20 protein-coding genes are annotated in these 23,501 nt (G+C 71.4%); 14 read left to right on the top strand and 6 right to left on the bottom strand.

Translation table 11 applies throughout. From position 1 onward, the window contains the following. Positions 1-10: 10 nt before the first annotated feature. Together ABD663_RS04820 and ABD663_RS04815 are read left to right on the top strand one after the other, a co-directional pair. Complete coding sequence (locus ABD663_RS04820; protein ID WP_344736735.1) at positions 11-1,495, top strand: ABC transporter permease; 1,485 nt, start codon at positions 11-13, stop codon at positions 1,493-1,495. After that, positions 1,492-2,268 (top strand): ABC transporter ATP-binding protein, encoded by a 777-nt coding sequence (locus ABD663_RS04815; protein ID WP_425561755.1) that lies wholly within the window; start codon positions 1,492-1,494, stop codon positions 2,266-2,268. Before ABD663_RS04820 ends, ABD663_RS04815 begins: the two co-directional genes overlap by 4 nt. A gap of 101 nt (positions 2,269-2,369) precedes the next feature. Here the strand turns inward: ABD663_RS04815 and ABD663_RS04810 are convergent, their stop codons facing one another. Further along, positions 2,370-3,362, bottom strand: coding sequence for an SDR family oxidoreductase (locus ABD663_RS04810; RefSeq protein ID WP_344736734.1), 993 nt, complete (start codon positions 3,360-3,362; stop codon positions 2,370-2,372). A gap of 65 nt (positions 3,363-3,427) precedes the next feature. Here ABD663_RS04810 and ABD663_RS04805 point away from each other — a divergent pair, with 65 nt between their 5' ends. Further along, positions 3,428-4,777: an FAD-binding oxidoreductase gene (locus ABD663_RS04805; RefSeq protein ID WP_344736733.1), complete on the top strand. Its 1,350-nt coding sequence runs from the start codon at positions 3,428-3,430 to the stop codon at positions 4,775-4,777. A gap of 11 nt (positions 4,778-4,788) precedes the next feature. Here the strand turns inward: ABD663_RS04805 and gndA are convergent, their stop codons facing one another. Together gndA and ABD663_RS04795 are read right to left on the bottom strand one after the other, a co-directional pair. Further along, entirely contained in the window at positions 4,789-6,237 is a 1,449-nt protein-coding gene (gene gndA / locus ABD663_RS04800; RefSeq protein ID WP_344736732.1) for an NADP-dependent phosphogluconate dehydrogenase, read from the bottom strand. A gap of 67 nt (positions 6,238-6,304) precedes the next feature. Further along, positions 6,305-6,427, bottom strand: a complete 123-nt coding sequence (locus ABD663_RS04795) for a hypothetical protein (RefSeq protein WP_344736731.1) — start codon at positions 6,425-6,427, stop codon at positions 6,305-6,307. 218 nt (positions 6,428-6,645) lie between these two features. Here ABD663_RS04795 and ABD663_RS04790 point away from each other — a divergent pair, with 218 nt between their 5' ends. Both ABD663_RS04790 and pth read left to right on the top strand, forming a co-directional pair. Then, the gene (locus ABD663_RS04790) at positions 6,646-7,287 is read left to right on the top strand and encodes a 50S ribosomal protein L25/general stress protein Ctc (protein ID WP_344736730.1); all 642 of its coding nucleotides are present in this window, start codon (positions 6,646-6,648) and stop codon (positions 7,285-7,287) included. A 129-nt stretch (positions 7,288-7,416) separates the two neighbouring features. Beyond that, a complete protein-coding gene (gene pth / locus ABD663_RS04785; RefSeq protein WP_344736729.1) occupies positions 7,417-8,001 on the top strand; it encodes an aminoacyl-tRNA hydrolase in 585 nt (194 codons plus the stop codon). A gap of 1 nt (position 8,002) precedes the next feature. Here pth and ABD663_RS04780 read toward each other — a convergent pair whose 3' ends face one another. Further along, on the bottom strand, positions 8,003-8,536 hold the full coding sequence (locus ABD663_RS04780; protein WP_344736728.1) for a hypothetical protein: 534 nt from the start codon (positions 8,534-8,536) through the stop codon (positions 8,003-8,005). Positions 8,537-8,587: 51 nt separating this feature from the next. Between ABD663_RS04780 and mfd the strand changes: the two genes are divergently transcribed. The 3 genes from mfd to ABD663_RS04765 are packed head-to-tail and all read left to right on the top strand — an operon-like array spanning position 8,588 to position 13,566. Further along, positions 8,588-12,199, top strand: a complete 3,612-nt coding sequence (gene mfd, locus ABD663_RS04775) for a transcription-repair coupling factor (protein ID WP_344736727.1) — start codon at positions 8,588-8,590, stop codon at positions 12,197-12,199. A 10-nt stretch (positions 12,200-12,209) separates the two neighbouring features. Then, positions 12,210-12,917 carry a nucleotidyltransferase domain-containing protein gene (locus ABD663_RS04770; protein ID WP_344736726.1) on the top strand — a complete coding sequence of 236 codons (708 nt, stop codon included), beginning with the start codon at positions 12,210-12,212 and terminating at the stop codon, positions 12,915-12,917. Between the two features lie 49 nt (positions 12,918-12,966). Next, a complete protein-coding gene (locus ABD663_RS04765) occupies positions 12,967-13,566 on the top strand; it encodes a gamma carbonic anhydrase family protein (protein WP_344736725.1) in 600 nt (199 codons plus the stop codon). 3 nt (positions 13,567-13,569) lie between these two features. Here the strand turns inward: ABD663_RS04765 and ABD663_RS04760 are convergent, their stop codons facing one another. After that, entirely contained in the window at positions 13,570-16,239 is a 2,670-nt protein-coding gene (locus tag ABD663_RS04760) for a phosphoenolpyruvate carboxylase (RefSeq protein WP_344736724.1), read from the bottom strand. 134 nt (positions 16,240-16,373) lie between these two features. Here ABD663_RS04760 and nhaA point away from each other — a divergent pair, with 134 nt between their 5' ends. From nhaA to ABD663_RS04745, 3 genes are all read left to right on the top strand, one after another. After that, positions 16,374-17,531 (top strand): Na+/H+ antiporter NhaA, encoded by a 1,158-nt coding sequence (gene nhaA / locus ABD663_RS04755; protein ID WP_344736723.1) that lies wholly within the window; start codon positions 16,374-16,376, stop codon positions 17,529-17,531. Between the two features lie 35 nt (positions 17,532-17,566). Then, positions 17,567-18,163: a nucleoside triphosphate pyrophosphohydrolase gene (locus tag ABD663_RS04750; RefSeq protein WP_344736940.1), complete on the top strand. Its 597-nt coding sequence runs from the start codon at positions 17,567-17,569 to the stop codon at positions 18,161-18,163. Positions 18,164-18,299: 136 nt separating this feature from the next. Next, a complete protein-coding gene (locus tag ABD663_RS04745; RefSeq protein ID WP_344736939.1) occupies positions 18,300-19,553 on the top strand; it encodes a histidine--tRNA ligase in 1,254 nt (417 codons plus the stop codon). On the opposite strand, the gene ABD663_RS04740 is transcribed toward ABD663_RS04745, so the two are convergent. Beyond that, positions 19,537-20,775: an APC family permease gene (locus ABD663_RS04740; RefSeq protein WP_344736937.1), complete on the bottom strand. Its 1,239-nt coding sequence runs from the start codon at positions 20,773-20,775 to the stop codon at positions 19,537-19,539. The two genes, ABD663_RS04745 and ABD663_RS04740, sit on opposite strands and share 17 nt — an antisense overlap. 95 nt (positions 20,776-20,870) lie before the next feature. On the opposite strand from ABD663_RS04740, the gene ABD663_RS04735 reads away from it, so the two are divergent. From ABD663_RS04735 to ABD663_RS04725, 3 genes are all read left to right on the top strand, one after another. Further along, complete coding sequence (locus ABD663_RS04735) at positions 20,871-21,656, top strand: SGNH/GDSL hydrolase family protein (protein ID WP_425561754.1); 786 nt, start codon at positions 20,871-20,873, stop codon at positions 21,654-21,656. Between the two features lie 61 nt (positions 21,657-21,717). Beyond that, positions 21,718-23,325, top strand: a complete 1,608-nt coding sequence (locus tag ABD663_RS04730; RefSeq protein WP_344736722.1) for a sodium-dependent transporter — start codon at positions 21,718-21,720, stop codon at positions 23,323-23,325. Next, complete coding sequence (locus ABD663_RS04725) at positions 23,322-23,489, top strand: methionine/alanine import family NSS transporter small subunit (RefSeq protein WP_344736721.1); 168 nt, start codon at positions 23,322-23,324, stop codon at positions 23,487-23,489. The genes ABD663_RS04730 and ABD663_RS04725 overlap by 4 nt, the downstream gene beginning before the upstream one ends. The last annotated feature ends 12 nt before the right edge of the window (positions 23,490-23,501 follow it).

Here is a 23,501-nt window from a genome sequence, read left to right as displayed (position 1 = left end):
AAGGAGCCCCATGTACTGGACGTATCTGCGTCGCGAGCTGTCGGGTCGCACGAAGCAGACGATCATCGTCGCCAGCGGACTGGCGATCGCCATCGCGCTCGTCATCGTCGTCAACGCATTGTCGGCGGGTGTGCGCGACGCGCAGTCGGCGGCGCTCGAGTCGGTCTACGGCGTCGGCACCGATCTGACGGTGTCGGGCGCGGCGACTCAGCCGGGCGAGCGCGACGGAGGCGGGCCTCGGTTCGAATTCGGAGCCGACGCCGGCCAGACCGACGACGGGACGACCGAGATCTCGCAGTCGGTGCTGTCGGTGGAGCGCTTCCGCAGCACGCTCGAAGAGTCGTCGGTCGGCGCCGTTGCCGCGATCGACGGCGTCGCCGCCGCCTCCGGCGCACTGTCGCTGACGAACACGTCGTTCTCGGGCGAACTGCCCGATCCCACGCAGCAGTCGGCCCAGGACGGCGCGCCCGGCGGCGGCCAGGGTGGCCCTCGCGAGGGCGGTTTCGACGGCGCGGGCGGGAGCGCGTTCGATGTGGATTCGTTCACCGTGCTCGGGATCGACCCCGGCGCCGACGCCGTCGGCCCCCTGTCGGCGGTCACTCTCGCCGACGGCCGCGGCCTCGATTCGGACGATGTCGCGGCAGCGGTCGCCGTCATCGACTCGGCCTATGCCACCTCGAACGAACTCGTCGTCGGGGACACCCTCGACGTGGGCGGCGAGGACTTCGAGATCGTCGGGATCGTCTCGTCGACCTCGACGTCGGCCGACACGGCGGCGAACGTCTACATCCCGCTCGGTGTCGCCCAGCAGCTCGCCGGTCTCGAGGAGGTCGTGTCGACCGTCTACGTGCAGGCCGACTCCGCCGTGTCGCTGGACACCGTGCAGACGGCCATCGAGACCGAGCTGCCCGATGCGACCGTCTCGTCGCAGTCCGACCTCGCCGCGACGGTGTCGGGATCGCTGGCGAGCGCGTCGTCGCTGATCACGAGCCTCGGCACGTGGCTGTCGATCATCGTGCTGGCCGTCGCGCTGGTCATGGCGGTGCTGTTCACCGTGTCGGGGGTGACCCGTCGGACCCGCGAATTCGGCACACTCAAGGCGATCGGCTGGTCCGACCGCCGCGTCGTCGGCCAGGTCGCCGGTGAGTCGATGGTGCAGGGCCTGCTCGGCGGAGCGGTCGGCCTCGCGCTCGGCCTCGCCGGGATCGCCATCGTCAACGCGATCGCACCGACCATCTCGTCGGCACCCGCCGCGCAGACCGCCGGCCCCGGCGGCGGCACGGGCGGACCGGGCGGGGGATTCGGCGGACCGGGCGGCGCGTTCGCGGGTGTCTCCGAGACATCCGCCGAGATCGTGCTCAACGCCCCGATCACGCCGTGGATCGTCGTCGCCGCCATCGGGCTCGCGGTCGTGGGCGGGGTCGTCGCGGGCGCGTTCGGCGGCTGGCGCGCGTCGCGTCTCAGCCCGGCTGAAGCATTGCGAGCGGTCGCATGACCGCGGCATCCGAGTCCATCACCGACACCACGGGAGAAGACATGACGATGACGGAAGCAGAGACCGGCGCCGCGCCGGCGACCGCACCCGGGCACCCTGCCCTGCCGATCTACCGGCTGGCCGAGGTGACCCGCACCTACCGACAGAAGAACCGCGTGGTCCACGCGTTGGCGGGGGTCGACCTCGAGATCCGCCCGGGCGACTTCGCCACCATCCAGGGCCCGACCGGCGGCGGGAAGTCGACGCTGCTGCAGCTGCTCGGCGCCCTCGACCGCCCGACGTCGGGCACGATCCTGCTCGGCGACACGGACCTGGGCACCGCGGGCGGTGGGGTGCTGCATCGCATCCGCGCCCACGAGATCGGCTTCGTCTTCCAGGGGTTCAACCTCATTCCGACGCTGACCGCCGGCGAGAACGTCGACATGGCGCTCGAGCCCGCACGGCTGTCGAAGGCGGAGCGCTCCGAGCGGGTCGCCGAGGCGCTTGCCAGGGTCGGCCTCGCCGACCGCTCCGACCATCGGCCGGGCGAGCTGTCGGGCGGGCAGCAGCAGCGGGTGGCGATTGCGCGGGCGCTGGTGAAGCGGCCCCGCGTCATGCTCGCCGACGAGCCGACCGGCAACCTCGACGAGCGCATGCGCGACGAGATCCTCGATGTGCTCCAGGGGCTCAACGACGAAGGTCTCACCCTCGTCGTGGTGACCCACGACTCGGCAGTCGCTCGGAGGGCGACCCGGCGCCTGCGATTGGCGAAGGGGAAGATCGCCGAGTTGTGAGCCGTCGGCGGCGGTCGCTCGCGGCCGTCCGAATCAGCCGATCCGGCGCGGACAGGCCGTTCCAGCCTCTCCGCAGCCTGTTCTCGCCGGATCGCGGGTTCTCAGCCGGCGGCGTGCGCGTGGGCGACGATCCGATCGAACAGCCGATCGAGGTCGTCGTCCACGCGCTGCAGGTGCGGATGCGCGTCGTGGTGCGCGATGATCTGCCGCGCCCCCTCGTCGAACCCGATGGTCGGGGCGAAGTCGGGCACCAGCGCCCGTACCTTCGCGCAGTCGAAGACCACCGAGTGCGCCTTGTCGCCCACGAGCGTCGGTCCGAGGTCGGGCGCGAAGCGGGCCAGGGTCTCGCTGGCCACATGCACGAACTCGGGATGCGGCACGCCGGCCGCCTCGGCGAGCCAGCCGTAGATGCGGTCCCACGTGGGGGCGTGATCGCCGGTGATCGTGAATGCCTCGCCGATCGCGTCCGGATGCCCGAACAGCCCGACCAGGCCCACCGCCACATCGTCGGCGTGCGTGATCGTCCAGAGGCTGGTGCCGTCTCCGTGGACGACAACCGGGCGACCTGCGCGCATCCGTGCGACGTCGGTCCACCGGCCCAGCGTCGGCAGCATCCGCTGATCGTACGTGTGCGAGGGACGGATGATCGTCATCGGGAAGCCGCGTTCGCGGTAGGCGTCCACGAGAGCGTCCTCGCATGCGATCTTGTCGCGAGAGTACTGCCAGTACGGGTTGCGCAGCGGTGTGGACTCGGTGATGGGCAGGCGGGCCGGAGGTTTCTGGTACGCGGACGCCGAGCTGATGAAGACGTACTGTCCGCACCGGTTCTCGAACCGGGCGATGTCGGCCTCGACCTGATCGGAGGTGAAGGCGACGAACTGCGCGACGACGTCGAACTCCTCGTCGCCGAGGGCCGCCGAGACGGCGTCGGGTTCGTGCAGGTCGGCCTCGAGCGAACGGACGCCGTCGGGCAGCGGGCGGCGGCCCGTGCCGCGGTTGAGGACGGTGACGTCGTCGCCGCGTTCACGCGCGCGCCGCACCCCCGCCGCGCTGATGGTGCCGGTGCCGCCGAGGAACAGAACGCGTCGAGTCACGTCCCGACACTAACGCGGCCGTGCATGCTCGCCTCGTGTCCGCTCCCGGGTCTATCGTGACCGCCATGACCCTCGACTCGCTGCGCGCCGCGCTCAGTGGCACCGTCGTCGCGCCGGGTGATCCCGACTGGGACTCCGCCCGCGCCTTCCACTCCGGCACGGGCGAACCCGATCTCGTGGTGCGCGTCGCGTCGGTGTCGGACGTCGCCGTCGCGGTGACGGATGCCGCGGCCGACGGTCGTGCGGTGCTCGTGCGCAGCGGCGGTCACAGCGGCTTCGGCGAGATCCCCGGCGGCACGACCATCGATCTCGCGGAGCTCGATGCGATCGAGGTCGACGACGACCTCGTGCGGGTCGGTGGGGGTGCCACGTGGGGGAGCGTCGCCCGTGCCCTCGCCGAGCACGGCCTGGCGCTGAGCTCCGGCGACACCGCCTCGGTCGGCGTCGGCGGGCTCACCCTCGGCGGCGGCATCGGCTGGATGGTGCGCGCGTGGGGGCTCGCCGCCGACCAGCTGGTCGGCGTGCAGCTCGTGACGGCCGCGGGCGACATCGTCGAGGCCGACGACGAATCCCACCCCGAGCTGATGTGGGGGCTGCGCGGCGGGGGCGGGAACTTCGGGGTCGTGACGCGGTTCGACTTCCGCGCGCACCGGCTCGCCCGCGTCGTGCACGCTGCGATCGCGGTCACCGGCGACGCGCGCCCCGTGCTGCGCGCGCTGCGCGACGTGCTCGCAGAAGCCCCGCGCGAGCTCACCGTGACCTACATGGACGTGCCTCCGATGGATCCGAGCGGACCCGCCGGCGCAGGCATCACCGCGTGCTGGGCGGGCGACGACGAGGCAGCGGCCCGTGTCGCGCTCGCGCCGCTGTGGCACGCAGACGGCGCGACGCTCACCGAGCTGCGCGCCGTCGCGTACCCCGACATCCTCCTCGAGACGCCGCCCGCCGACCCCGACCAGCCGATGCCGGGCTTCGTGGGAGGCAACGCGCTCGTGGTCGACCTCGATGACGACCTCATCGACGCGCTCGCGGACTTCCGCGAGTCCCACGCGGCATCCGTCCTCTTCCTGCGCTCGCTGGGCGGTGCGTTCGGTGAGGTGGCATCCGACGCCACCCCGTTCCCATCGCGCGACGCGACGTGGTTCGTGATGGCGGGCGCGTTCGACATCCCCGGAGTGCTCGACGATGCCGCGCGTGTCGCCGCGACCGCCGCGTGGGATGCGATCGAACGTCGGGGAGACGGGGTCTACGGCAACTTCGCGGTGCTGGTCGACCCGTCGGTCGTGGCGATGATGTATCCGCCCGCCGTTCTCGCCCGACTGTCACGCCTCAAAGCCGCGTGGGACCCGGCCAACGTGTTCTCACGCAACCACAACGTCACTCCGGACACTGCCGACGCTGCGCCCGAGAGGTGAGGCGCCGCCGCTCAGTGGGTGTCTTCCGCCTCGACCTCGGTGCGATCGCCCGACCACAGGGTGTGGAAGGTGCCCTCCCGGTCGACGCGGCGGTAGGTGTGGGCGCCGAAGAAGTCGCGCTGTCCCTGGATGAGCGCGGCGGGCAGTCGCTCCGCACGCAGCCCGTCGTAGTACGACAGCGACGACGAGAACGCGGGCGCGGGGATGCCGGCGCCGGCCGCGGTCTGCACGATCCGTCGCCACGCATCCTGCGCGCGGCCGAGCGCCTCGACGAAGTACGGTGCGGTCAGCAGCACGGGCAGGTCGGGTGCCGCATCGTACGCCTCGGCGATGCGGTTGAGGAACTGGGCGCGGATGATGCATCCGCCGCGCCAGATCTTCGAGACGGCGCCGAGATCGATCGACCAGCCGTACTCGGCGGCGCCGGCGCGGATCTCGTCGAAGCCCTGTGAGTACGCCACGATCTTCGACGCGTACAGTGCCAGGCGCACCTCTTCGATGAACGCGTCCACATCGTCGACCTGCAGCGCCTCGACGGGACCGGGGAGGTTGCGCGAGACGGAGCGCTGCTCGGGGTGGCTCGACAGCGACCGGGCGAACGTCGCCTCCGCGATTCCCGACACCGGCACGCCGAGCGACAGCGCGGTCTGCACGGTCCAGGCCCCGGTGCCCTTGGCGCCCGCCTGGTCGAGGATGACGTCGACGAGGGGGCGGCCGGTGGCGGCGTCCGTCTGGCGCAGCACCTCGGCGGTGATCTCGATCAGGTACGACTCGAGCTCCCCGCGATTCCACTCGGCGAAGATCTCGGCGATCTCGGCCGGGCTCTTGCCGGTGCCCCGACGGATGAGGTCGTACGCCTCGGCGATGAGCTGCATGTCGGCGTACTCGATGCCGTTGTGCACCATCTTCACGAAGTGACCCGCGCCGTCGTGGCCGATGTGCGTGACGCAGGGCTCGCCTTCGGCGACCGCGGCGATCGAGCGCAGGATGGGCCCCAGGGTCACCCAGGACTCGTCTGAGCCGCCGGGCATGAGCGACGGGCCCAGCAGAGCTCCCTCCTCGCCGCCCGAGACGCCCATGCCGACGAAGTTCACGCCGGTCTCGCGCACCGTCTTCTCTCGGCGGATCGTGTCCGTGAACAGGGCGTTCCCGCCGTCGACGATGATGTCGCCCGGTTCGAACACCTCGAGCAGCGCGTCGATGACCGCGTCGGTCGGACCGCCGGCTTTGACCATGACGATCGCGGTGCGCGGCTTGTGCAGCGACGCGGCGAACTGCTCGTACGAGAACGCGGGCACGAAGCCCGCTTCAGGGTGCTCGGCGACCAGATCGTCGGTCTTCGAGCGCGATCGGTTGTAGACCGCGACCGTGTTGCCCTCGCGGCTTGCGAGGTTGCGGGCGAGGTTCGACCCCATCACCGCGAGACCGACGACTCCGATGTTCGCTGACTGCTCCGACACGACTGCTCCTCACCACGGACGACGACCACCCAGCCTAGGGCGTGCCGGTGCCTCGGTGCGGCGCGTGTCAGTCCTTGCGGTACGACTGACGCCCCATCGACCAGAAGCCGAGGACGGTGCCCACCAGACCCACCGCGGCGATGAGGCCCACCACCCAGAGCAGCACGTGTGACATGAAGCCGTATTCCATGGGTCCTCCTCGATCGGATGCGTTCCTCATGCTAGCGGGGGCGCTGATAGACTCGTCGCACAACTTCGGCGAGGGATGCCTCGTGCCCGCGTTCTCCGCGGCCGCGGTATCCGTGATCGACGCGGTGATGCAGGCTCACGGCTTTCCTCACGCGTGCGCGTTCGAGTCGAAACCAGACCCCACAGAATCGGGCCGTGCGCCCGCAAGGAGAATCCATCATGTCCAAGGACATCGACACCAAGGTCCACGCCGAGGTGCGCTCGAACTTCGGCAAGGGCTTCGCCCGCCGTCTGCGCGCTGCGGGCAAGATCCCCGCTGTGATCTACGGGCACGGCACCGATCCGGTGCACGTCGCACTGCCCGGCCACCAGGTCGGCCTGCTCGTGCGCCGCGCGAACGCGCTGCTCGAGCTCGACATCGAGGGCGACGCGCAGCTCACGCTCGTGAAGGACGTGCAGCGCGACCCGGTGCACCAGATCATCGAGCACATCGACCTGCTGGTCGTGAAGAAGGGCGAGAAGATCCAGGTCGACGTGCCCGTGCACGTCGTCGGCGAGCCCTTCCCCGGCACGATCGCCAATCTCGACGCCACGTCGATCTCGCTCGAGGTCGAGGCGACCCACATCCCCGAGTACGTCACGCTCGACGTGGAGGGCCTCGAGGAGGGCGTCCACATCACCGCGGGCGAGCTCACCCTCCCCGAAGGTGCCGCTCTCGTCACCGACGCCGAGACGCTCGTGGTCGCGATCTCGGTCCCGGCTGCGACGATCGCCGAGACCGACGAGATCGAGGCCGATGACGAGGCCGTCGCCGAGGACCAGGCCGAGGACGCCGCCGAGGGCGACAGCACCTCCGACTAAGCCTCGCTCCACTGCTCTGTTCGACCGCGCCGAACCGCGGGTCGGGTGCGCCCGACGCCCGCAGATCGGCGCGGTCGAACCGTGAGGCGCGGGCCCGGGCCCGGGCGGAAGATGCGGGAGGATGAGAGCATGGCGCAGACATGGCTGGTCGTCGGGCTCGGGAATCCGGGACCGCGCTACGAGCGCACCCGTCACAACGTCGGCCAGCTGGTCGTCGACGAGCTGGCCACGCGGCGCGGCGAGACCTTCCGTGCACACAAGGCGAATGCGCGGGTGGTCGAGACGTGGCTGGCGCCGGGCGCCGACAAGCTCATCCTCGCAAAGCCCAACTCGTTCATGAACGTGTCGGGCGGGCCGGTGAACGCGCTCGCGGGCTTCTACTCGGTACCCCCCGAGCGGGTCGTCGTCGTCCATGACGAACTCGACATCCCGTTCGACACGATCAGGCTGAAGACCGGTGGCGGCCATGGCGGTCACAACGGCGTCCGCGACGTCGCGAAGGCGCTCGGCACCCCCGACTTCGCACGGGTGCGTGTCGGGATCGGACGCCCGCCCGGACGTCAGGATCCGGCCGACTGGGTGCTCGACCCCTTCGGCGCGGCCGAGCGGCAGAACCTGGGCATCCTCGTGGGTGACGCCGCCGACGCTGTCGAGCAGCTCGTCGGCGAGGGTCTCGTCGCCGCCCAGCAGCGCCACCACGCGCCGCGCGCCTGAGTCAGCCGGCGGCGCCGGTCGCGAAGCCGACGGCCAGGCCGAGCTGCAGGCCGAGGAAGAAGACCACCGGTCCGAGGCCCGCGATCACGACGGCGGCGATGCCGGCGCCGCGTCCGCGCGCCTTCGCGATCGCGACGATGCCCTGCACGAGCGCCCAGACACCGAGCGCCGTGCCGATCCAGAACGCGATCTCTGCGGCGAGCACCCAGCCGCGCACCGGCGTCAGCACGCGCCAGTCGAGGTCGGGTCCCGGCGGCGAGACGATGAACTCATGGGCGGTGCCCAGCCCGACGAAGAACCCGGCGATCGTGACGACGATGGATGCCACGACTGCGGCGGCGAGGGCGAGCACGAGCGCCACGACCCCGAGCGCCTGGGACGCGCGCCCCGGGGGCATCCCGTAGATCGCGTTCGCGTAGGCGGGCGCAGCGGCCGGTGCGGAACCCGTGTACGGCGGCGCGGGGTAGCCGGCGGGGGGCGCGTAGACGGGGCGTCCCTGCGGGACAGGCGGGGGAGCGGCGCCGGGGTCGGTCACGCACTCATCCTACGAGGGCGAGTGGGGTCGGGTCGGCCGTAGACTCGTCCGGTGACAGTTCCCGGGATCGTGCGCGCCCTCGAACAATCCGAGTCGTTCGGCGATGCGACGTCCGCGGCGATCGTCGATGCGGACTTCTCGCTCGTCGACGGACTCGACGCCCCGCTCCTGGCGGCGCTGCTCGAACGGCGGCAGGCGGCCGGTCATGCGGGCGCCCTGCTCGTGGTCGCTCCCACCGGCCGACGCGCGGAGTCGCTGGGCCCCGCGCTCGAGGCCGTGCTCCCGGGGGCGGAGGTGCTTCACTTCCCCGCATGGGAGACCCTGCCGCACGAACGGCTCAGCCCGAGTGCCGAGACGGTGGGGCGTCGGCTCGAGGTTCTACGCCGCGTGGCCCACCACGACGACGCCGCGCCGCTGGTGGTGACGGCGTCCGTGCGCGCCGCGATCCAGCCGCTCGCTGACGGACTCGCCGACACCGAACCTCTCCGCCTCGCCGTCGGATCCCGGGGCCACGATCTCGCCGACCTCGCGACGGGGCTGGTCGAGCGCGCGTACCACCGGGTCGACATGGTCTCGCGACGTGGGGAATTCGCCGTTCGCGGCGGCATCCTCGACGTGTTCCCGCCCACAGCGCCGCATCCGTTCCGCATCGAGCTGTTCGGTGACGAGGTCGACCAGATCCGCGCGTTCTCGGTCGCCGACCAGCGGTCGCTGCCCGGCGACATCGCCGAGGCCGAGCTCATGCCCAGCCGCGAGCTGCTGCTGACCCCCGACGTCCGCGACCGCGCCGCCCGCCTGCGCGATGAGTTCCCCGCCCTGCGCGCGATGTTCGAGCGCATGGCCGAGGGAATCCCGGTCGAGGGCATGGAGTCGGTGATGCCCGTCGTCGCCGATCGCCTCGTGACGCTCGCCGACTACCTTCCCGAGGACGCGGCGGTCGCCCTCGTCGATCCCGAGCGATCGGTGACGCGGGCCATCACCCTCGGTGAGACGAATCGCGAGTTCCTCGATGCCGCGTGGAACGCCGCGACGGCGGGCGCGAGCGCCCCGATCGATCTCGGAGCGGGCGACTTCCTCACCCTGCCGCAGCTGCGGGAGGCGGCGACCGCGCGCGGCGCCGTGTGGTGGACGCTCAGCGGATTCGACTCCGGCGCGGCGGACGCCGCGGCGGAGGGCCTGCTCGACGAAGAGGATGCGGCGCGGTCCTCCGACATCCGTGTGCCCGGCGTATCCGTTCCCGCGTTCCAGGGCAACGTCGACGGGGCCATCTCGCACGTGGCCGCGCTGCTGCAGGACGGCTGGAGCGTCGTCGTGGCCGCATCGGGTGGCGGGCTCGTCGAGCGCGCCCGCGACGTGCTGTCCGATCGCGGAGTCGCCGGGCGCATCGTCGACGGCGTGGACGCGCCTCCCGAGCCCGGTGTCGCCCACCTCGTGGTCGCGACCCTCGAGCGCGGGTTCGAGGTCGCCGACGCGAAGCTCGCGGTGCTCACCGAGACCGAGTTCTACGGCCGCACGATCGGCGGCGACCAGCGCGTCGTCAAGAAGCTCGCCTCCCGCCGCCGCAACGTCGTCGATCCGCTGCAGCTGAAGGCCGGCGACGTCGTCGTGCACGCGACGCACGGCATCGGCCGCTTCGTCGAGATGACCCAGCGCGAAGTGTCGACCGGCGGCCGCAACCCGGTCAAGACCGTGCGCGAGTACCTCGTGCTCGAATACGCGCCCGCCAAGCGCGGGTATCCCGGCGACAAGCTCTTCGTGCCCACCGACCAGCTCGACCTGCTGTCGCGCTACGTGGGCGGCGAGGCCCCCACGCTCTCGAAGATGGGCGGCAGCGATTGGGCGCAGGCCAAGGGTCGCGCGCGCAAGGCGGTGCGCGACATCGCCGTCGAGCTCGTGAAGCTCTATTCGGCGCGCATGGCCGCGAAGGGCCACGCCTTCGGTCCTGACACGCCGTGGCAGCGTGAGCTGGAGGAGGCGTTCCCGTTCGCCGAGACACCCGATCAGCTGCAGACGATCGACGAGATCAAGGCCGACATGCAGAAGCCGGTGCCGATGGACCGGCTGCTCTCGGGCGACGTCGGCTTCGGCAAGACCGAGGTCGCCGTGCGCGCCTCGTTCAAAGCCATTCAGGAGGGCAAGCAGGTCGCGATGCTGGTGCCGACGACGCTTCTGGTCAAGCAGCATCTCGAGACGTTCACCGAGCGCTTCGCCGGGTTCCCGGTCACGGTGCGTGCCCTGTCGCGCTTCCAGACCGACAAGCAGGCGCGCGACACGATCGCGGGCCTGGCCGACGGTTCGGTCGACATGGTGATCGGCACGCACCGCATCCTGACCGAGAAGGTGCTGTTCAAAGACCTCGGGCTGCTCATCATCGACGAAGAGCAGCGCTTCGGCGTCGAGCACAAGGACGCGCTCAAGAAGCTCAAGACGAACGTGGACATCCTCGCGATGAGCGCGACGCCCATCCCGCGCACGCTCGAGATGGCGGTGACCGGCATCCGCGAGATGTCGACGCTGCAGACGCCGCCCGAGGATCGGCATCCGATCCTGTCGTTCGTCGGTCCGCGCAACGACAAGCAGATCGCCGCGGCGATCCGTCGCGAACTGCTGCGGGAGGGGCAGGTGTTCTACGTCCACAATCGGGTCCAGTCCATCCAGCGGGTCGCCGCGCACCTGGCCGAACTCGTGCCGGAGGCGCGGATCGCGGTGGCGCACGGTCAGATGGGCGAGCATCAGCTCGAGCAGGTCGTCGACGACTTCTGGGAACGCCGAGCCGACGTGCTCGTCTCGACGACGATCGTCGAGACGGGTCTGGACATCTCGAACGCCAACACGATCATCATCGATCGCGCGGACAAGTACGGGCTCAGCCAGCTGCACCAGCTGCGCGGCCGTGTCGGTCGCGCGCGCGAGCGGGCATACGCGTACTTCCTCTACGACGAGAACAAGCCGCTCAGTGAGACCGCCGCCGACCGGCTCGAGACGATCGCCGTGAACAACGACCTCGGCAGCGGGATGCAGGTGGCCCTGAAGGACCTCGAGCTGCGCGGCGCCGGCAACCTGCTCGGCGCCGAGCAGGCCGGCCACATCGCGGGCGTCGGATTCGACCTCTACCTGCGCATGATCGGCGAAGCGGTCGCCGCCTTCCGCGGCGAAGAGGCCGAGACTCCGGCGGAGCTGCGACTGGAGCTGCCCGTCCAGGCGCGCATCCCCGACGCGTACATCGAGAGCGAGCGTCTGCGGCTCGAGGCCTACCAGAAGCTGTCGGCCGCCGCGTCGGCGACGGCCGCCGACGACGCGATCGACCTGGTCGTCGACGAGCTCACTGACCGCTACGGCGCGCCGCCCGCCGAGGTCGAGGGCCTCGTCGCCGTCGCGCGGCTGCGCCGCCGCGCAGGCCGTGCCGGGCTCGTCGATGTCGTGGCGATGGGCCCGAACCTGCGCATCGCCCCCGCCCGGTTGCCGGATTCGATGCGCGTGCGCCTGCAGCGCCTGCATCCCAAGGCGAAGCTGCTCTCCGGAGGAGACGCGCTCATCGTCCCGCTGCCCGCGGCCGGCGGCGAACCGGTCGGCGACGCCGATCTGCTGGCCTGGGTGACCGAGCTGCTCGACCAGCTGTGGCCGCAGAAGACGGACGCGCCAGCGTCCTCGGTCGTGGGTTGACGGTTCGACCGTGTTCACGGAGGCGGGGCGGGATGCGATCCGCGACGACCTGATCGAGTGGGCGGACGCGGACGATCGCGTGATCGGTGCCGCGTTGCCGGGTCGTGGGCGGGGCCGAGCCGCGCAGGCGTGGGCCGACATCGAGCTGGCGCTGCATGTGTCGCCGGACGCCGATGAGTCCTCGGTGGTGGCCGACTGGACGCGCGAGGTCGCCGGTGCCCACGGGGTGGCGGACACACTGGACGAGGAGTCGGAGGGGGCCCGTCGACGGGTGCTCCTGCTGCGTTCCTCGCTCGTGATGGCCGTGACGTTCCGCGCGCACGCGCGCCGCGCGGCGTCCGTCCGCGGATTCGACGCGGCCGTCGAGGTCGGGCGCGGGTGGCTGAGCGCGGCCGAGGCGCGATCGGCGCTGATCGCGGGTCGGGGCTGGCAGGCCACGATCCAGCTCGATGCGCTGCGCGACCGGGTCGTCGCGCTGTGCGCGTCGCGCCACGGGCTCGAGACCAGGGGTGGGCGCGGCGCCGACCAGCTGCCGTGGGAGGTCCGCGACGCGCTCGGCCACGCGCGGGCGGTCGCGCTCACCCCGGCGCAGCTCAACGGCTCCCGTCGGCGGCTGCTCGCCCTCCTGCTCGACGAGGCGCGGCACATCGACGCCGCGCTCGCCGACGCTCTCGCCGAGCCTCTGGGCATCCTGTCCGCCGACGTCGCACCGCGCTGACCGCGGGCACCCGCGGCGCTACGCTGGCCCCACGCCAAGGAGGTCCGCCATGCGCTTCGAGCACCTCGGGGTCGAGCCCCGCATCCACCCCGACGCCGTCATCGCCGCGACCGCCGTCGTCAGCGGCGACGTCGAGATCGGCCCCGACTGCCAAGTGCTCCACGGAGCGGTGATCACCTCGGAGGGCGGGCCGATCACGCTCGGCCACGACGTCATCGTGATGGAGAACGCCCTGATCCGCGCCACCGCCACCAACCCGGTGCACATCGGCGACCACGTCCTGGTCGGGCCGATGGCCAGCGTCTCGGGCGCGACGATCGACGACGAGGTGTTCCTCGCGACGGGCACGCGCGTGTTCAATGGCGCTCGGGTCGGCGCACGCAGCGAGGTGCGCATCAATGCCGTCGTCCACCTGCGCACGACGCTGCCGCCCGAGACGACCGTGCCGATCGGGTGGGTCGCCGTGGGCGAGCCGCCTCAGATCCTCTCGCCCGACCGTCACGAGGAGATCTGGGATGCCCAGCGCGAACTCGACTTCCCAGGCTATGTGTTCGGGCTGGATCGCTCGACACCCGACCTCATGGTGCAGCTGACCGAGCGCTACGGACGCAGCCTCGCCCGTCACGTCGACGACCTGCGCGTCGACTGACGGTCAGCCGGTGTTCTGCAGGCCCGCAGCGACCCCTGACACCGACAGCAGCAGCAGGCGCCGCTGCTCGTCGTCGTCGGAGCCCTCGACGTCGTCGCGCAGCGCGGTGAGGGCGCGCAGCTGCAGCAGCGAGAGAGCGTCGACGTAGGGGCTGCGCAGCTTCACCGCGCGCTGCAGGATCGGCTTGTCGGCCAGCAGTTCGTCACCGCCGGTGAGGCGCACGACCCACGATCGGGTCAGTGCCATCTCGTCGAGGACGATCTGGGCGAGGTCGTCGCGGTCGCCGAGATCGAGGTAGCGCCGTGCGATGCGGGTGTCGGTCTTGGCCAGGCTCATCGCCACGTTGTCGACGAGCGTGCGCAGCAGCGGCCACTGGAGGTACGCGGTGCGCAGACGCTCCTCGTCGCCGACCGCCTCCAGCGCCGTGCCGAGCCCGAACCAGCCGGCGAGGTTGATGCGGGCCTGCGTCCACGCGAACACCCAGGGGATGGCGCGCAGGTCGGCGAGCGACTCGACCGACAGCCCGCGGCGGGCAGGGCGCGACCCCAGCGCGAGCTGACCGAGCTCCTCCATCGGCGTCACGCGGGCGAACCACGGCGCGAAGCCCTCGGCCTTCACGAGCGAGAAGAACCGTTCGCGCGATGCGGCGTCCATCGTCACCGCGATGTCGGCGTACGACTCGGCGGCGGCCCGGTTGCGGGACTCGTTCGACGGCGAGGAGGCGAGCAGGATCGCCGCGGCGACCTGGTCGATGTGGCGCATGGCGATCGCGGGATCGCCGTAGCGGGCGAAGATCACCTCGCCCTGCTCGGTGAGCTTGAACCGTCCGTCGACCGAGTGCGGGGGCTGAGCGAGGATCGCGGAGTTCGCGGGACCGCCTCCGCGGCCGAGAGCGCCGCCACGGCCGTGGAACAGGGTCAGCTCGATGCCGACCTCCTGCGCCCACGCGGCGATGCGAGCCTGCGCCTCGTACAGGGCGAGCGTCGCGGCGACCGGCCCGACGTCCTTCGACGAGTCGGAATAGCCGAGCATGACCTCCAGGCGCCGTCCGGTCTGTTCCAGGCGGCGCGCGAACTCCGGATGCTCGACGATCTCAGCCAGGATCGCCGGCGCGGCCTGGAGATCGGCGAAGGTCTCGAACAGGGGGATCACGTCGAGCACGGGCAGCGCCGCGTCGGGCCCCATGGCGTAGCGGGCCAGTCGGTGGACGGCCGCGAGGTCGTCGGCGGACTGGGTGAACGACACGATGTAGCGTCCGGCCGCCGCCGGTCCGTAGCGGTCCTGCAGGAAGGCGATCGTGCGGATCACCTCGAGCACCTCCTCGCCCTGCTCGTCGGGCTGCTCTCCGGCTTCGAGGGCCGCGAGCACCTTCGCGTGCACCGCCGAGTGCTGCCGTACCTCGAGCTCGGCCAGGTGGAACCCGAACGTCTCGACCTGCCACAGCAGCTGCTGCAGATGGCCGTAGGCCTGGCGCGGCGCGCCGGCGGCGACGAGCGAGTCCTGCACGATCCGCAATTCGGCGAGGAACTGGCCGGGTTCGCGGTAACCGAGATCGGCGTCGCGCTCGCGGGTGGCCTGCAGCTTGCGCGCGATCAGCAGCAGCACGCGGCGGTGCGGCTCGTCGGGTGAACGCTTGGCGATCTCGCGCGCAGCCTCGTCGTCGGCCGCCTTCATGCGATTCCACAGCGCGGCGAGGGCGTCGCTGGCCGGCGTCGTCGAGCCGTCGAGCGTCAGCCCGCGTCCGATGCGGCTCGCCGTGCGCTCGAGTCCCAGCAGCACGTGCTCGGATGCGATGGCGGCGGCCTTCCGGGTGACGGATGCCGTCACGAACGGATTGCCGTCGCGATCGCCGCCGACCCACGTGCCCAGTCGCACGAACGGCTTCACGATCGGCGCTCGGCTGCCGGCGGCCGGTCCCTGGAGTGCGTCGTCGAGGCGGCGATACACGTGCGGCACCGCCGTGTAGAGCGTCTCGTCGAAGACGGCCATCACCGCGCGCACCTCGTCCACCGGCGACGGCTTCTCGGCCCGCAGGGGAGCGGTGCGCCACAGCGTGTCGACCTCTTCGAGCATGCGGCGCTCGGCGCGCCGCTCATCGGCGCCGTTGCGCATGGACGCATCGTGCTCCTCGAGCAGGGCGGCCAGACGACGGATGCTCGAGCTCACCGCGCGCCGACGCGCCTCGGTGGGGTGCGCGGTGAACACGGGGTGGAAGCGCAGCGCTCGCAGTCGTGCGAGCGCGGTGTCGTCGCCGGTCTCCGCCGCCAGACGCACGTAGGCGGCGGCCACCGAGTCGGAGGCGGCCTCCTTCTCGGGGCGGCCGTCGCGCTCGCGCAGCACGCGCACGCGTTGGTGCTCCTCGGCGAGGTTCACGAGATGGAAGTAACAGGTGAAAGCGCGGGCGACCTCTTCGGCGCGACGCACCGTGAACGAGTCGGCGATGGCCGCGGCACGTGCGACCGCCTCCGGTGTCTCGTCGGTGTACGCCTGGATGGTCGCGACGCGCAGGCGCTCCACGTCGTCGTACAGGCCCGACGATCCGCTCTCGCGCAGCACGCGTCCGAGCAGGGCCCCGAGCATTCTCACGTCGGCGCGCATCCGCTCGGGGATCTCCTGTCCTGCCTCGTATCGGCCCACGAGGTCGATCGCTTCGGTCCGGGTCGGTTCGCGCATCCGTCCACGCTATCGCCGCGGTGTTTCCGGGACGTGACGGGCAGGCCCGCGAGGTCGCCCGGTAGACTCGAACGGGGAGTCCGCGGCCCGGTCGCGGTGAGGCGCGGGCTCCGTACTCCGCACGGAAGGCCCGCATGACCCTGCTCCGCTCTGCCCGGTTCCCGGCGATCGTGCTGCTGGCGGCAGCAGCGCTCGGGCTGGTGATCGCCAACTCTCCGTTGGGACCGGCCGCCGACGAAGTGCAGCACGCCTACCTCGGTATCCCCGGTGTCTTCGAGCTGTCGGTCGGCCACTGGATCGCCGACGGCCTGCTCGCGGTCTTCTTCTTCGTCGTCGCCGTCGAATTGCAGTTCGAGCTGACCTCGGGCCAGCTCAACTCGGCGCGCAAGGCGCTTCAGCCCGCGATCGCCGCGTTCGGCGGCGTCATCGTGCCGATCGGGATCTATCTCATCTTCGCGTTGGGCACCGAGTCGGCGCGCGGCTGGCCGATCCCGACGGCGACCGACATCGCCTTCGCGCTCGGAGTGCTCGCCGTGTTCGGCAAGGGCCTGCCGCCCGCGCTGCGGATCTTCCTGCTCGCCCTCGCGATCCTCGACGACATCGTCGGCATCATCTTCATCGCGGTGCTCTTCACGACCGATGTCAACTACGGTCTGCTGGGCTTGGCCGCACTCCTGGTGGTGGCCTTCGGCCTGCTGAGCCGCCAGCTCGACACCCGGGCGCGCGTCCCGATCATCGTCGCGCTCGTGATCCTGGCGATCGCGACGTGGGTGCTCGTGTACCTGTCGGGGGTCCATGCGACCATCGCCGGTGTCGCCCTGGGCCTGGCGATGGCACAGCAGCCCGCTCTGCGGGTGCGTCACACCCTCGAGCCGTGGGTGAACGTCATCGTCCTGCCGCTGTTCGCCCTCAACGCGGCGCTCGTGCCGATCCCGCAGGTGTCGCCGAGCGAACTGACCCCCGCCTTCTGGGGTGTCCTCGTCGCGCTCCCGGTCGGCAAGATCATCGGCATCGGCGTCTTCGGATGGCTGTCGTTGCGCGTCGGACATCGCGGTCAGGCACCCGCCCTGACCATCGGCGATCTGCTCGCCGCCGGAGCGCTGGGCGGCATCGGGTTCACCGTGTCGCTGCTGCTGAGCGAACTCGCCTTCTCGACGCACCCGGAGCTGCGCGACGAGGCCACCTTGGGCGTGCTCGCCGGATCGATGATCTCGCTCGTGCTGGCGGGTCTGCTCGTCTCGTGGCGTGCCCGTCACTTCCGCAGGCATCCGGTTCAGGCCGAGGCGTCGTGACCGCGGTCGACCCGCTGCGCGAGGCCGCGGACACGATGCACGCGGTGCGGGAGCGGTGCGTGTGGACGCAGCAGATCGACCACCGCGCGCTCGTGCCCTACCTCGTCGAGGAGTCGGCAGAGCTCATCGACGCCGTGGAGGCGGGCGACCGCGGCGACCTGCGTGAGGAGCTGGGCGACCTGCTGTGGCAGGTGCTGTTCCACGCCGAGATCGCCTCGCGCGACGCCGCCGACCCCTTCGACATCGACGACGTCGCCCGCGGGCTGACCGAGAAGATGGTGCGCCGGCATCCGCACGTCTTCGGCGACGCGGTGGCGACCACCCCCGACGAGGTGCTCGTGCACTGGAACGCGGCCAAGGCGGCCGAGAAGAGCTCCCGCACGAGCGTGCTCGACGGCGTGAGCGAGCGGATGCCGTCGCTCGCGCTCGCGCACAAGCTCCTCGGCAAGGCGCAGGCCGCGGGGACGGCCGTCGAGGTCGGCGAGGCCTCGCCCGCCAGCGAGGCGGAGCTCGGCGAGGCGCTCCTCGCGCTCGTGGTGCGAGCGCGGGACGAGGGGTGGGACGCCGAGCGCGCGCTGCGCGAGCGTCTGCGCAGCCTGACGGCGGACATCCGCGCCGCCGAGAACTCCTGATCCGGCGAGGACGCACCGGATCGGCTGCCGGGCGTGCTGCCCCCGCCGGATCACCTGCTCTGGCGGGGTGAGGGGGCACCGCGCCGGGTCGCTCTGGAAAGATGGGACCGTGGCATCCGTCAATCCGCCGCGCGGAATGCGCGACTTCCTCCCCGCAGACAAGGCGCGCCGAGAGCGCGTGCTCGCCGTCATCCGTGAGCGCTACCGCGCGCACGGCTTCGACGAGATCGAGACGCCGGTCATGGAGGAGTACGCGCGGCTTCACGCCGGTCTCGGCGGCGACAACGAGAAGCTCGCCTACAACGTGCTCAAACGCGGACTCGACGCCGACGCGATCCGTTCGGGGGCGGACGATCCCGCGTCGCTCACCGACCTCGGCCTGCGCTACGACTTGACGGTCCCGCTCGCCCGCTTCTACGCGAGCAACCGGGGGCAGCTTCCCGCGGTGTTCCGATCGATCCAGATCGCCCCCGTCTGGCGTGCCGAGCGGCCGCAGAAGGGCCGCTACCGCCAATTCGTCCAGTGCGACATCGACATCATCGGCGACGCCTCGCCCCGTGCCGAGTCCGAGCTCGCGGTGGCGACGCTCGACACCCTCGACGCCCTCGGTCTCGAAGGCGGCAGCATCCGCATCAACGATCGGCGAATCCTGGACTGGATGCTCGACCGCTTCGGGTTCGCCGCGTCCGAGCGGCCGGGTGTCCTCATCACGATCGACAAGCTCGACAAGATCGGACCGGGCGGCGTGGCCGCCGAACTGCGCGAGCGCGCAGCCACAGCCACCGCCGTCGATGCGTTCGAGACCTTCCTGGGCCGCCCCATGACGCTCGAGCACCGTCCGTTCGGGGAAGGACAGATCCGCGCAGCGCTTCCCGACGGCGCGCCGGACGACGTCGTCGCCGACCTCGCCGGGATCGGCGCGGCGGTGTCGGCGGCGCGCGGCGACGACGTGCCGCTCGTGTTCGACCCGTTCCTGGTACGCGGCATGGGGTACTACACGGGCACGATCTTCGAGCTCGCCCACCCGTCCGTCGACTACTCGCTGGGCGGCGGCGGCCGCTACGACGGGATGATCGGACGGTTCCTGGGGCAGGACGCACCCGCCGTCGGCTTCTCGATCGGCTTCGAGCGGATCGTCGACCTCGTCCGGGCCGCCGACGACTCCGGGGTGCCCGCCGTGGTGCTCGTGCACGATCGCGATGTGCCGTGGGAGGAACTCCTCGCGCTGAAGTCGGCACTCATCTCCGACGGTTCGCGCGTACGGCTCGAACAGCGCACCAAGAACCTCAAGGCGCTCCTGGACCGCGCCGGATCAGACGGATACACCTCTTTCGCGACCGTGTCGGCCGGCGCCACGCCCGACGACCTCGAGCTCAAGCCCCTCGCGTGAGCCGCAGCCGCACCAGCCGGTAGCCGACGCCGACGGCGAAGACGACCAGTCCGCCGACGACCGCCTGCCACGGCAGGGTCACCGCGAGCACCACGCAGCCGATCGCGCCGACCGCCTGCAGCGCCCGGGGGTACCGGCGCGCGGAATCGCGCTGCCGGAAGGCGGCGATGTTCGCGACGAGGTAGTACACCAGCACCCCGAACGACGAGAAGCCGATCGCTCCGCGCAGGTCGACCAGCAGCACGGCGGCCACCACGACGACGGCGACGACGACCTCGGCGCGGTAGGGCACGTCCCATCGCGGATGCAGCGCCGCGAGCGGGCGTGGCAGGTCGCCCTCCCGCGCCATGGCGAGCATCGTGCGCCCGATCCCGGCGATGAGGGCCAGAAGCGCACCGAGGGAAGCGGCCGCGGCGCCGACCCGCACGATCGGCACGGCCCAGGCCCAGCCCGATCCCGCCGCGGCATCCGCCACCGGCGCCGACGAGGCGGCCAGGCCCGCGGGGCCGAGGCTCGTGAGCACGACGACCCCGATCACGGCGTAGACGGCCAGGGCGACCGCGAAGGCGATGGTGATCGCCCGGGGGATCGTGTGCGTCGGATTGCGCACCTCTTCGCCGAGCGTTGCGATGCGCGCGTACCCCGCGAAGGCGAAGAACAGCAGCCCCGCCGACTGCAGGATGCCGTACGCGCCCCCGGAGAGCAGGCCGTCGACCGTCAGCTGGTCGGCGGCCGCGGGGGACGCCGTGGCGGCCGCGGTCGCCACAGCGAGCGTCAGGAGCACGACCGTCACGATGACGCGCGTGGCCAGCGCGGTGCGGGTCACGCCGAACCAGTTGACAGAGGCGAGTGCCACCACCGCGAGGGCCGCAACGGGGCGCTCCCAGCCGGGCGGAGCGGCGTAGGCGGCGAAGGTGAGCGCCATCGCCGCGGCGCTCGCGAGCTTGCCGACGACGAACCCCCACCCGGCGAGGAAGCCCGACCAGGGGCCGATCTCGGCGCGGCCGTACGCGTAGGTTCCGCCGGAGGTCGGGTGCGCGGCGGCGAGTTGGGCGGACGACGTCGCGTTGCCGAATGCGACGATCGCGGCCAGCCCCAGGCCGATGAGCAGCCCTGCGCCGGCTGCCTGCGCGGCGGGCGCGAACGCCGAGAACACACCGGCGCCGACCATCGAGCCGATGCCGATGAAGACGGCGTCGCCGAGTCCGAGCCGGCGGGTCATCGTGCGCGAACTCACGTGCGCACCTTAGCGGTCGGGAATGAACCCGCCACCGCGCACGTCACGCAACGTTCACCTGCGTGCGGTGCCATGACGCCATGCGCGTGGGAACGTTCCTCGCCGGTGCGGCGATGCTGTTGCTCGGCGCTGCCCTCGCCCTCGCGGCGGGCGGGTGGTGGCTGCGCCATCAGGCGGCTCTGGCGCGTCGGCGCATCGGCAAGCCGCTCGGCGAGAAGGCGCTCGATGCCGATCGCGTGTGGCGGCGGCGCCTGGCAGGCGCGCCGATCGACCTCGTCGTGCTCGGCGACTCGATCGCGGCGGGGCTGGGCGCGGAGCACCGCAAGGAGACCCTCGGAGGGCGCATCGCGAAGGGCGTCGCGCGCCGTTCCGGTCGCCCGGTGCGACTGCGGGTGGCCGCCGTCGTCGGGTCGGAGTCCTCGGCGCTCGCGGGCCAACTGGACGCTCTGCCCGACCAGTACCGACCCGAGGTCGCCGTGATCGTCGTCGGCGGCAATGACGTCACGCATCGGGTGCCGATCGCGCAGTCGGCGGCGTACCTCGCGGAGGCCGTGCGAAGGCTTCGCGAGCGGGGGGCCGAGGTGGTGGTGGGAACATGCCCCGACCTCGGCGCACTGCACCGCGTGCCCCAGCCGCTGCGCGAACTGGGATCACGGATGTCGCGACGTCTCGCGGCTGCGCAGGCGCGTGCGGCGTCCGAGGCCGGCGCCCACGTGGTCTCACTGCGCGACGCGGTGGGCGAGGTGTTCCTCGCCGAGCCCGACGAGATGTTCAGCGTCGACAGCTTCCACCCGAGCGCGGCCGGCTACCGGCGCACCGCCGAGGCGCTGGTGCCGTCGATCACCGACGCCCTCACGCGACGGTGACACGGACCTCCCACCCCTGACCCGCGCCCTGATAGCCTGCGCGCAAGGACGAGGAGGCACCATGACTCGCACCGACCGCACCGACGGGCCGACGCACACCGCCGCTCCACGCGAGCAGTGGACCGGGCAGGTGGGGTTCATCCTCTCCGCGATCGGCTCGGCTGTCGGCCTCGGCAACATCTGGCGGTTCCCCGGCGTCGCGTACGAGAACGGCGGCGGAGCGTTCCTCATCCCGTACCTCGTCGCCCTGCTGACTGCCGGCATCCCGATCCTGTTCCTCGACTACGCCATCGGTCACCGCTTCCGTGGTGCAGCGCCCACGGCCTTCCGCCGCCTCGGCGGACGCGCCGGCCGCTGGATGGAGTCGCTCGGATGGTTCCAGGCGACGATCGCGTTCGTGATCGGCCTGTACTACACCGTCGTGATCGCGTGGGCGCTCAGCTTCTTCGTGTTCTCGTTCGACCTGCGCTGGGGTGACGATCCGGCGGCGTTCTTCGTGGGCGAGTACCTGCAGGTCGGGGATCCCGGGTTCAGTTTCGAGTTCGTCCCGAGTGTGCTGATCCCGCTCGTGCTCGTCTGGGTGCTCACGATCATCGTGCTCGCCGCGGGCATCGCGAAGGGCGTGCAGCGCGTGAACATGATCGTGCTCCCGATCCTCATCGTCGCCTTCGTCGTCCTGGTGGTGCGGGCCCTGTTCCTCGACGGCGCGGCCGACGGACTCAACGCGCTGTTCACGCCGAACTGGGCGGCGCTGGCCGACCCGAACGTGTGGATCGCGGCGTACAGCCAGATCTTCTTCTCGCTCTCGATCGCCTTCGGCATCATGATCACGTACGCGTCGTATCGCCGCCGCCGGTCGAACCTGACGACCCCGGGCCTGGTCGTGGCCTTCTCGAACTCGTCGTTCGAGATCCTGGCGGGGATCGGCGTCTTCGCGACGCTCGGGTTCTTCGCGTTCGAGCAGGGGATCGGGGTCGACGAGCTCGAGGGACTCACCGGCGTCGGGCTGTCGTTCATCACATTCCCGGCGATCGTCTCGCAGATGCCGGGTGGCCCGATCTTCGGAGCACTGTTCTTCGGCACGCTCACCCTCGCGGGGTTCACGTCGCTCGTCTCGGTGCTGCAGGTGGTCTCTGCGGCGATCCAGGAGAAGTTCGCGATCTCGCGTCGTGCCGCGGCGCTCGCCGTCGGCGGGGTGTCGGCCGTGCTGTCGGTGCTCGTGTTCGCCACGACGACCGGCCTGCTCGCGCTGGACGTCGTCGACCAGTGGACCAACAACATCGGGATCGTGGCATCCGCTGTCCTGACGTCGATCCTGGTGATCTGGGTCGCGCGTCGGGGCCGCGAGCTGCGCTACCACCTCAACGCACTGTCGACGTTCAAGGTCGGCTCGGTGTGGGTCGTCCTGGTCGGCGTCGTCGGCCCCGTGATCCTCGGCTACATGCTCGTATCGCGCATCATCACCCTCATCGCCGAAGGCTACGAGGGGCTGCCGCCCTGGTACCTCGTCGTGTTCGGCTGGGGGGCGATCCTCGTCCTCGTCGTCGGGGCGATCGTGCTCTCGATCCTGCCGTGGCGCCGCTCGCCCGATGACTTCGAATCGTGGCCCCCGTATCCGCCGGTCACGGACGAGCCGAGTGCCACCCGTCGCCCGGAGGTGCGCTCATGACCCCGATCGCCGTGACCTTCATGGTCCTGTCCATCGTGATCGTGTGGGGCGGGCTGCTCGTCAGCGCGTTCTTCCTGCGCTCGCGCGGCGACGTCGCAGACTTCCCGCCGGGCGCGTCCGACGACCACCGTGAGGATGAGGGGATCATCGAGCACGACACCTGAGCCGGTGCCTCG

Source organism: Microbacterium awajiense, assembly GCF_039536545.1.
Lineage (GTDB): Bacteria > Actinomycetota > Actinomycetes > Actinomycetales > Microbacteriaceae > Microbacterium > Microbacterium awajiense.
This window is presented reverse-complemented; position numbering and strand designations above follow the sequence as displayed.

What these genes read in the sequence shown, in the direction of transcription:
- ABD663_RS04735 (WP_425561754.1), top strand. Translation starts at nt 20,871, where the DNA reads ATGCGCGTGGGAACGTTCCTCGCCGGTGCGGCGATGCTGTTGCTCGGC.
- ABD663_RS04790 (WP_344736730.1), top strand. Translation starts at nt 6,646, where the DNA reads ATGTCCAAGGACATCGACACCAAGGTCCACGCCGAGGTGCGCTCGAAC.
- ABD663_RS04820 (WP_344736735.1), top strand. Translation starts at nt 11, where the DNA reads ATGTACTGGACGTATCTGCGTCGCGAGCTGTCGGGTCGCACGAAGCAG.
- nhaA (WP_344736723.1), top strand. Translation starts at nt 16,374, where the DNA reads ATGACCCTGCTCCGCTCTGCCCGGTTCCCGGCGATCGTGCTGCTGGCG.
- ABD663_RS04815 (WP_425561755.1), top strand. Translation starts at nt 1,492, where the DNA reads ATGACCGCGGCATCCGAGTCCATCACCGACACCACGGGAGAAGACATG.
- ABD663_RS04795 (WP_344736731.1), bottom strand. Translation starts at nt 6,427, where the DNA reads ATGGAATACGGCTTCATGTCACACGTGCTGCTCTGGGTGGTGGGCCTC.
- ABD663_RS04745 (WP_344736939.1), top strand. Translation starts at nt 18,300, where the DNA reads ATGCGCGACTTCCTCCCCGCAGACAAGGCGCGCCGAGAGCGCGTGCTC.
- ABD663_RS04750 (WP_344736940.1), top strand. Translation starts at nt 17,567, where the DNA reads ATGCACGCGGTGCGGGAGCGGTGCGTGTGGACGCAGCAGATCGACCAC.
- ABD663_RS04805 (WP_344736733.1), top strand. Translation starts at nt 3,428, where the DNA reads ATGACCCTCGACTCGCTGCGCGCCGCGCTCAGTGGCACCGTCGTCGCG.
- ABD663_RS04725 (WP_344736721.1), top strand. Translation starts at nt 23,322, where the DNA reads ATGACCCCGATCGCCGTGACCTTCATGGTCCTGTCCATCGTGATCGTG.
- ABD663_RS04730 (WP_344736722.1), top strand. Translation starts at nt 21,718, where the DNA reads ATGACTCGCACCGACCGCACCGACGGGCCGACGCACACCGCCGCTCCA.
- ABD663_RS04765 (WP_344736725.1), top strand. Translation starts at nt 12,967, where the DNA reads ATGCGCTTCGAGCACCTCGGGGTCGAGCCCCGCATCCACCCCGACGCC.
- pth (WP_344736729.1), top strand. Translation starts at nt 7,417, where the DNA reads ATGGCGCAGACATGGCTGGTCGTCGGGCTCGGGAATCCGGGACCGCGC.
- ABD663_RS04760 (WP_344736724.1), bottom strand. Translation starts at nt 16,239, where the DNA reads ATGCGCGAACCGACCCGGACCGAAGCGATCGACCTCGTGGGCCGATAC.
- ABD663_RS04740 (WP_344736937.1), bottom strand. Translation starts at nt 20,775, where the DNA reads ATGACCCGCCGGCTCGGACTCGGCGACGCCGTCTTCATCGGCATCGGC.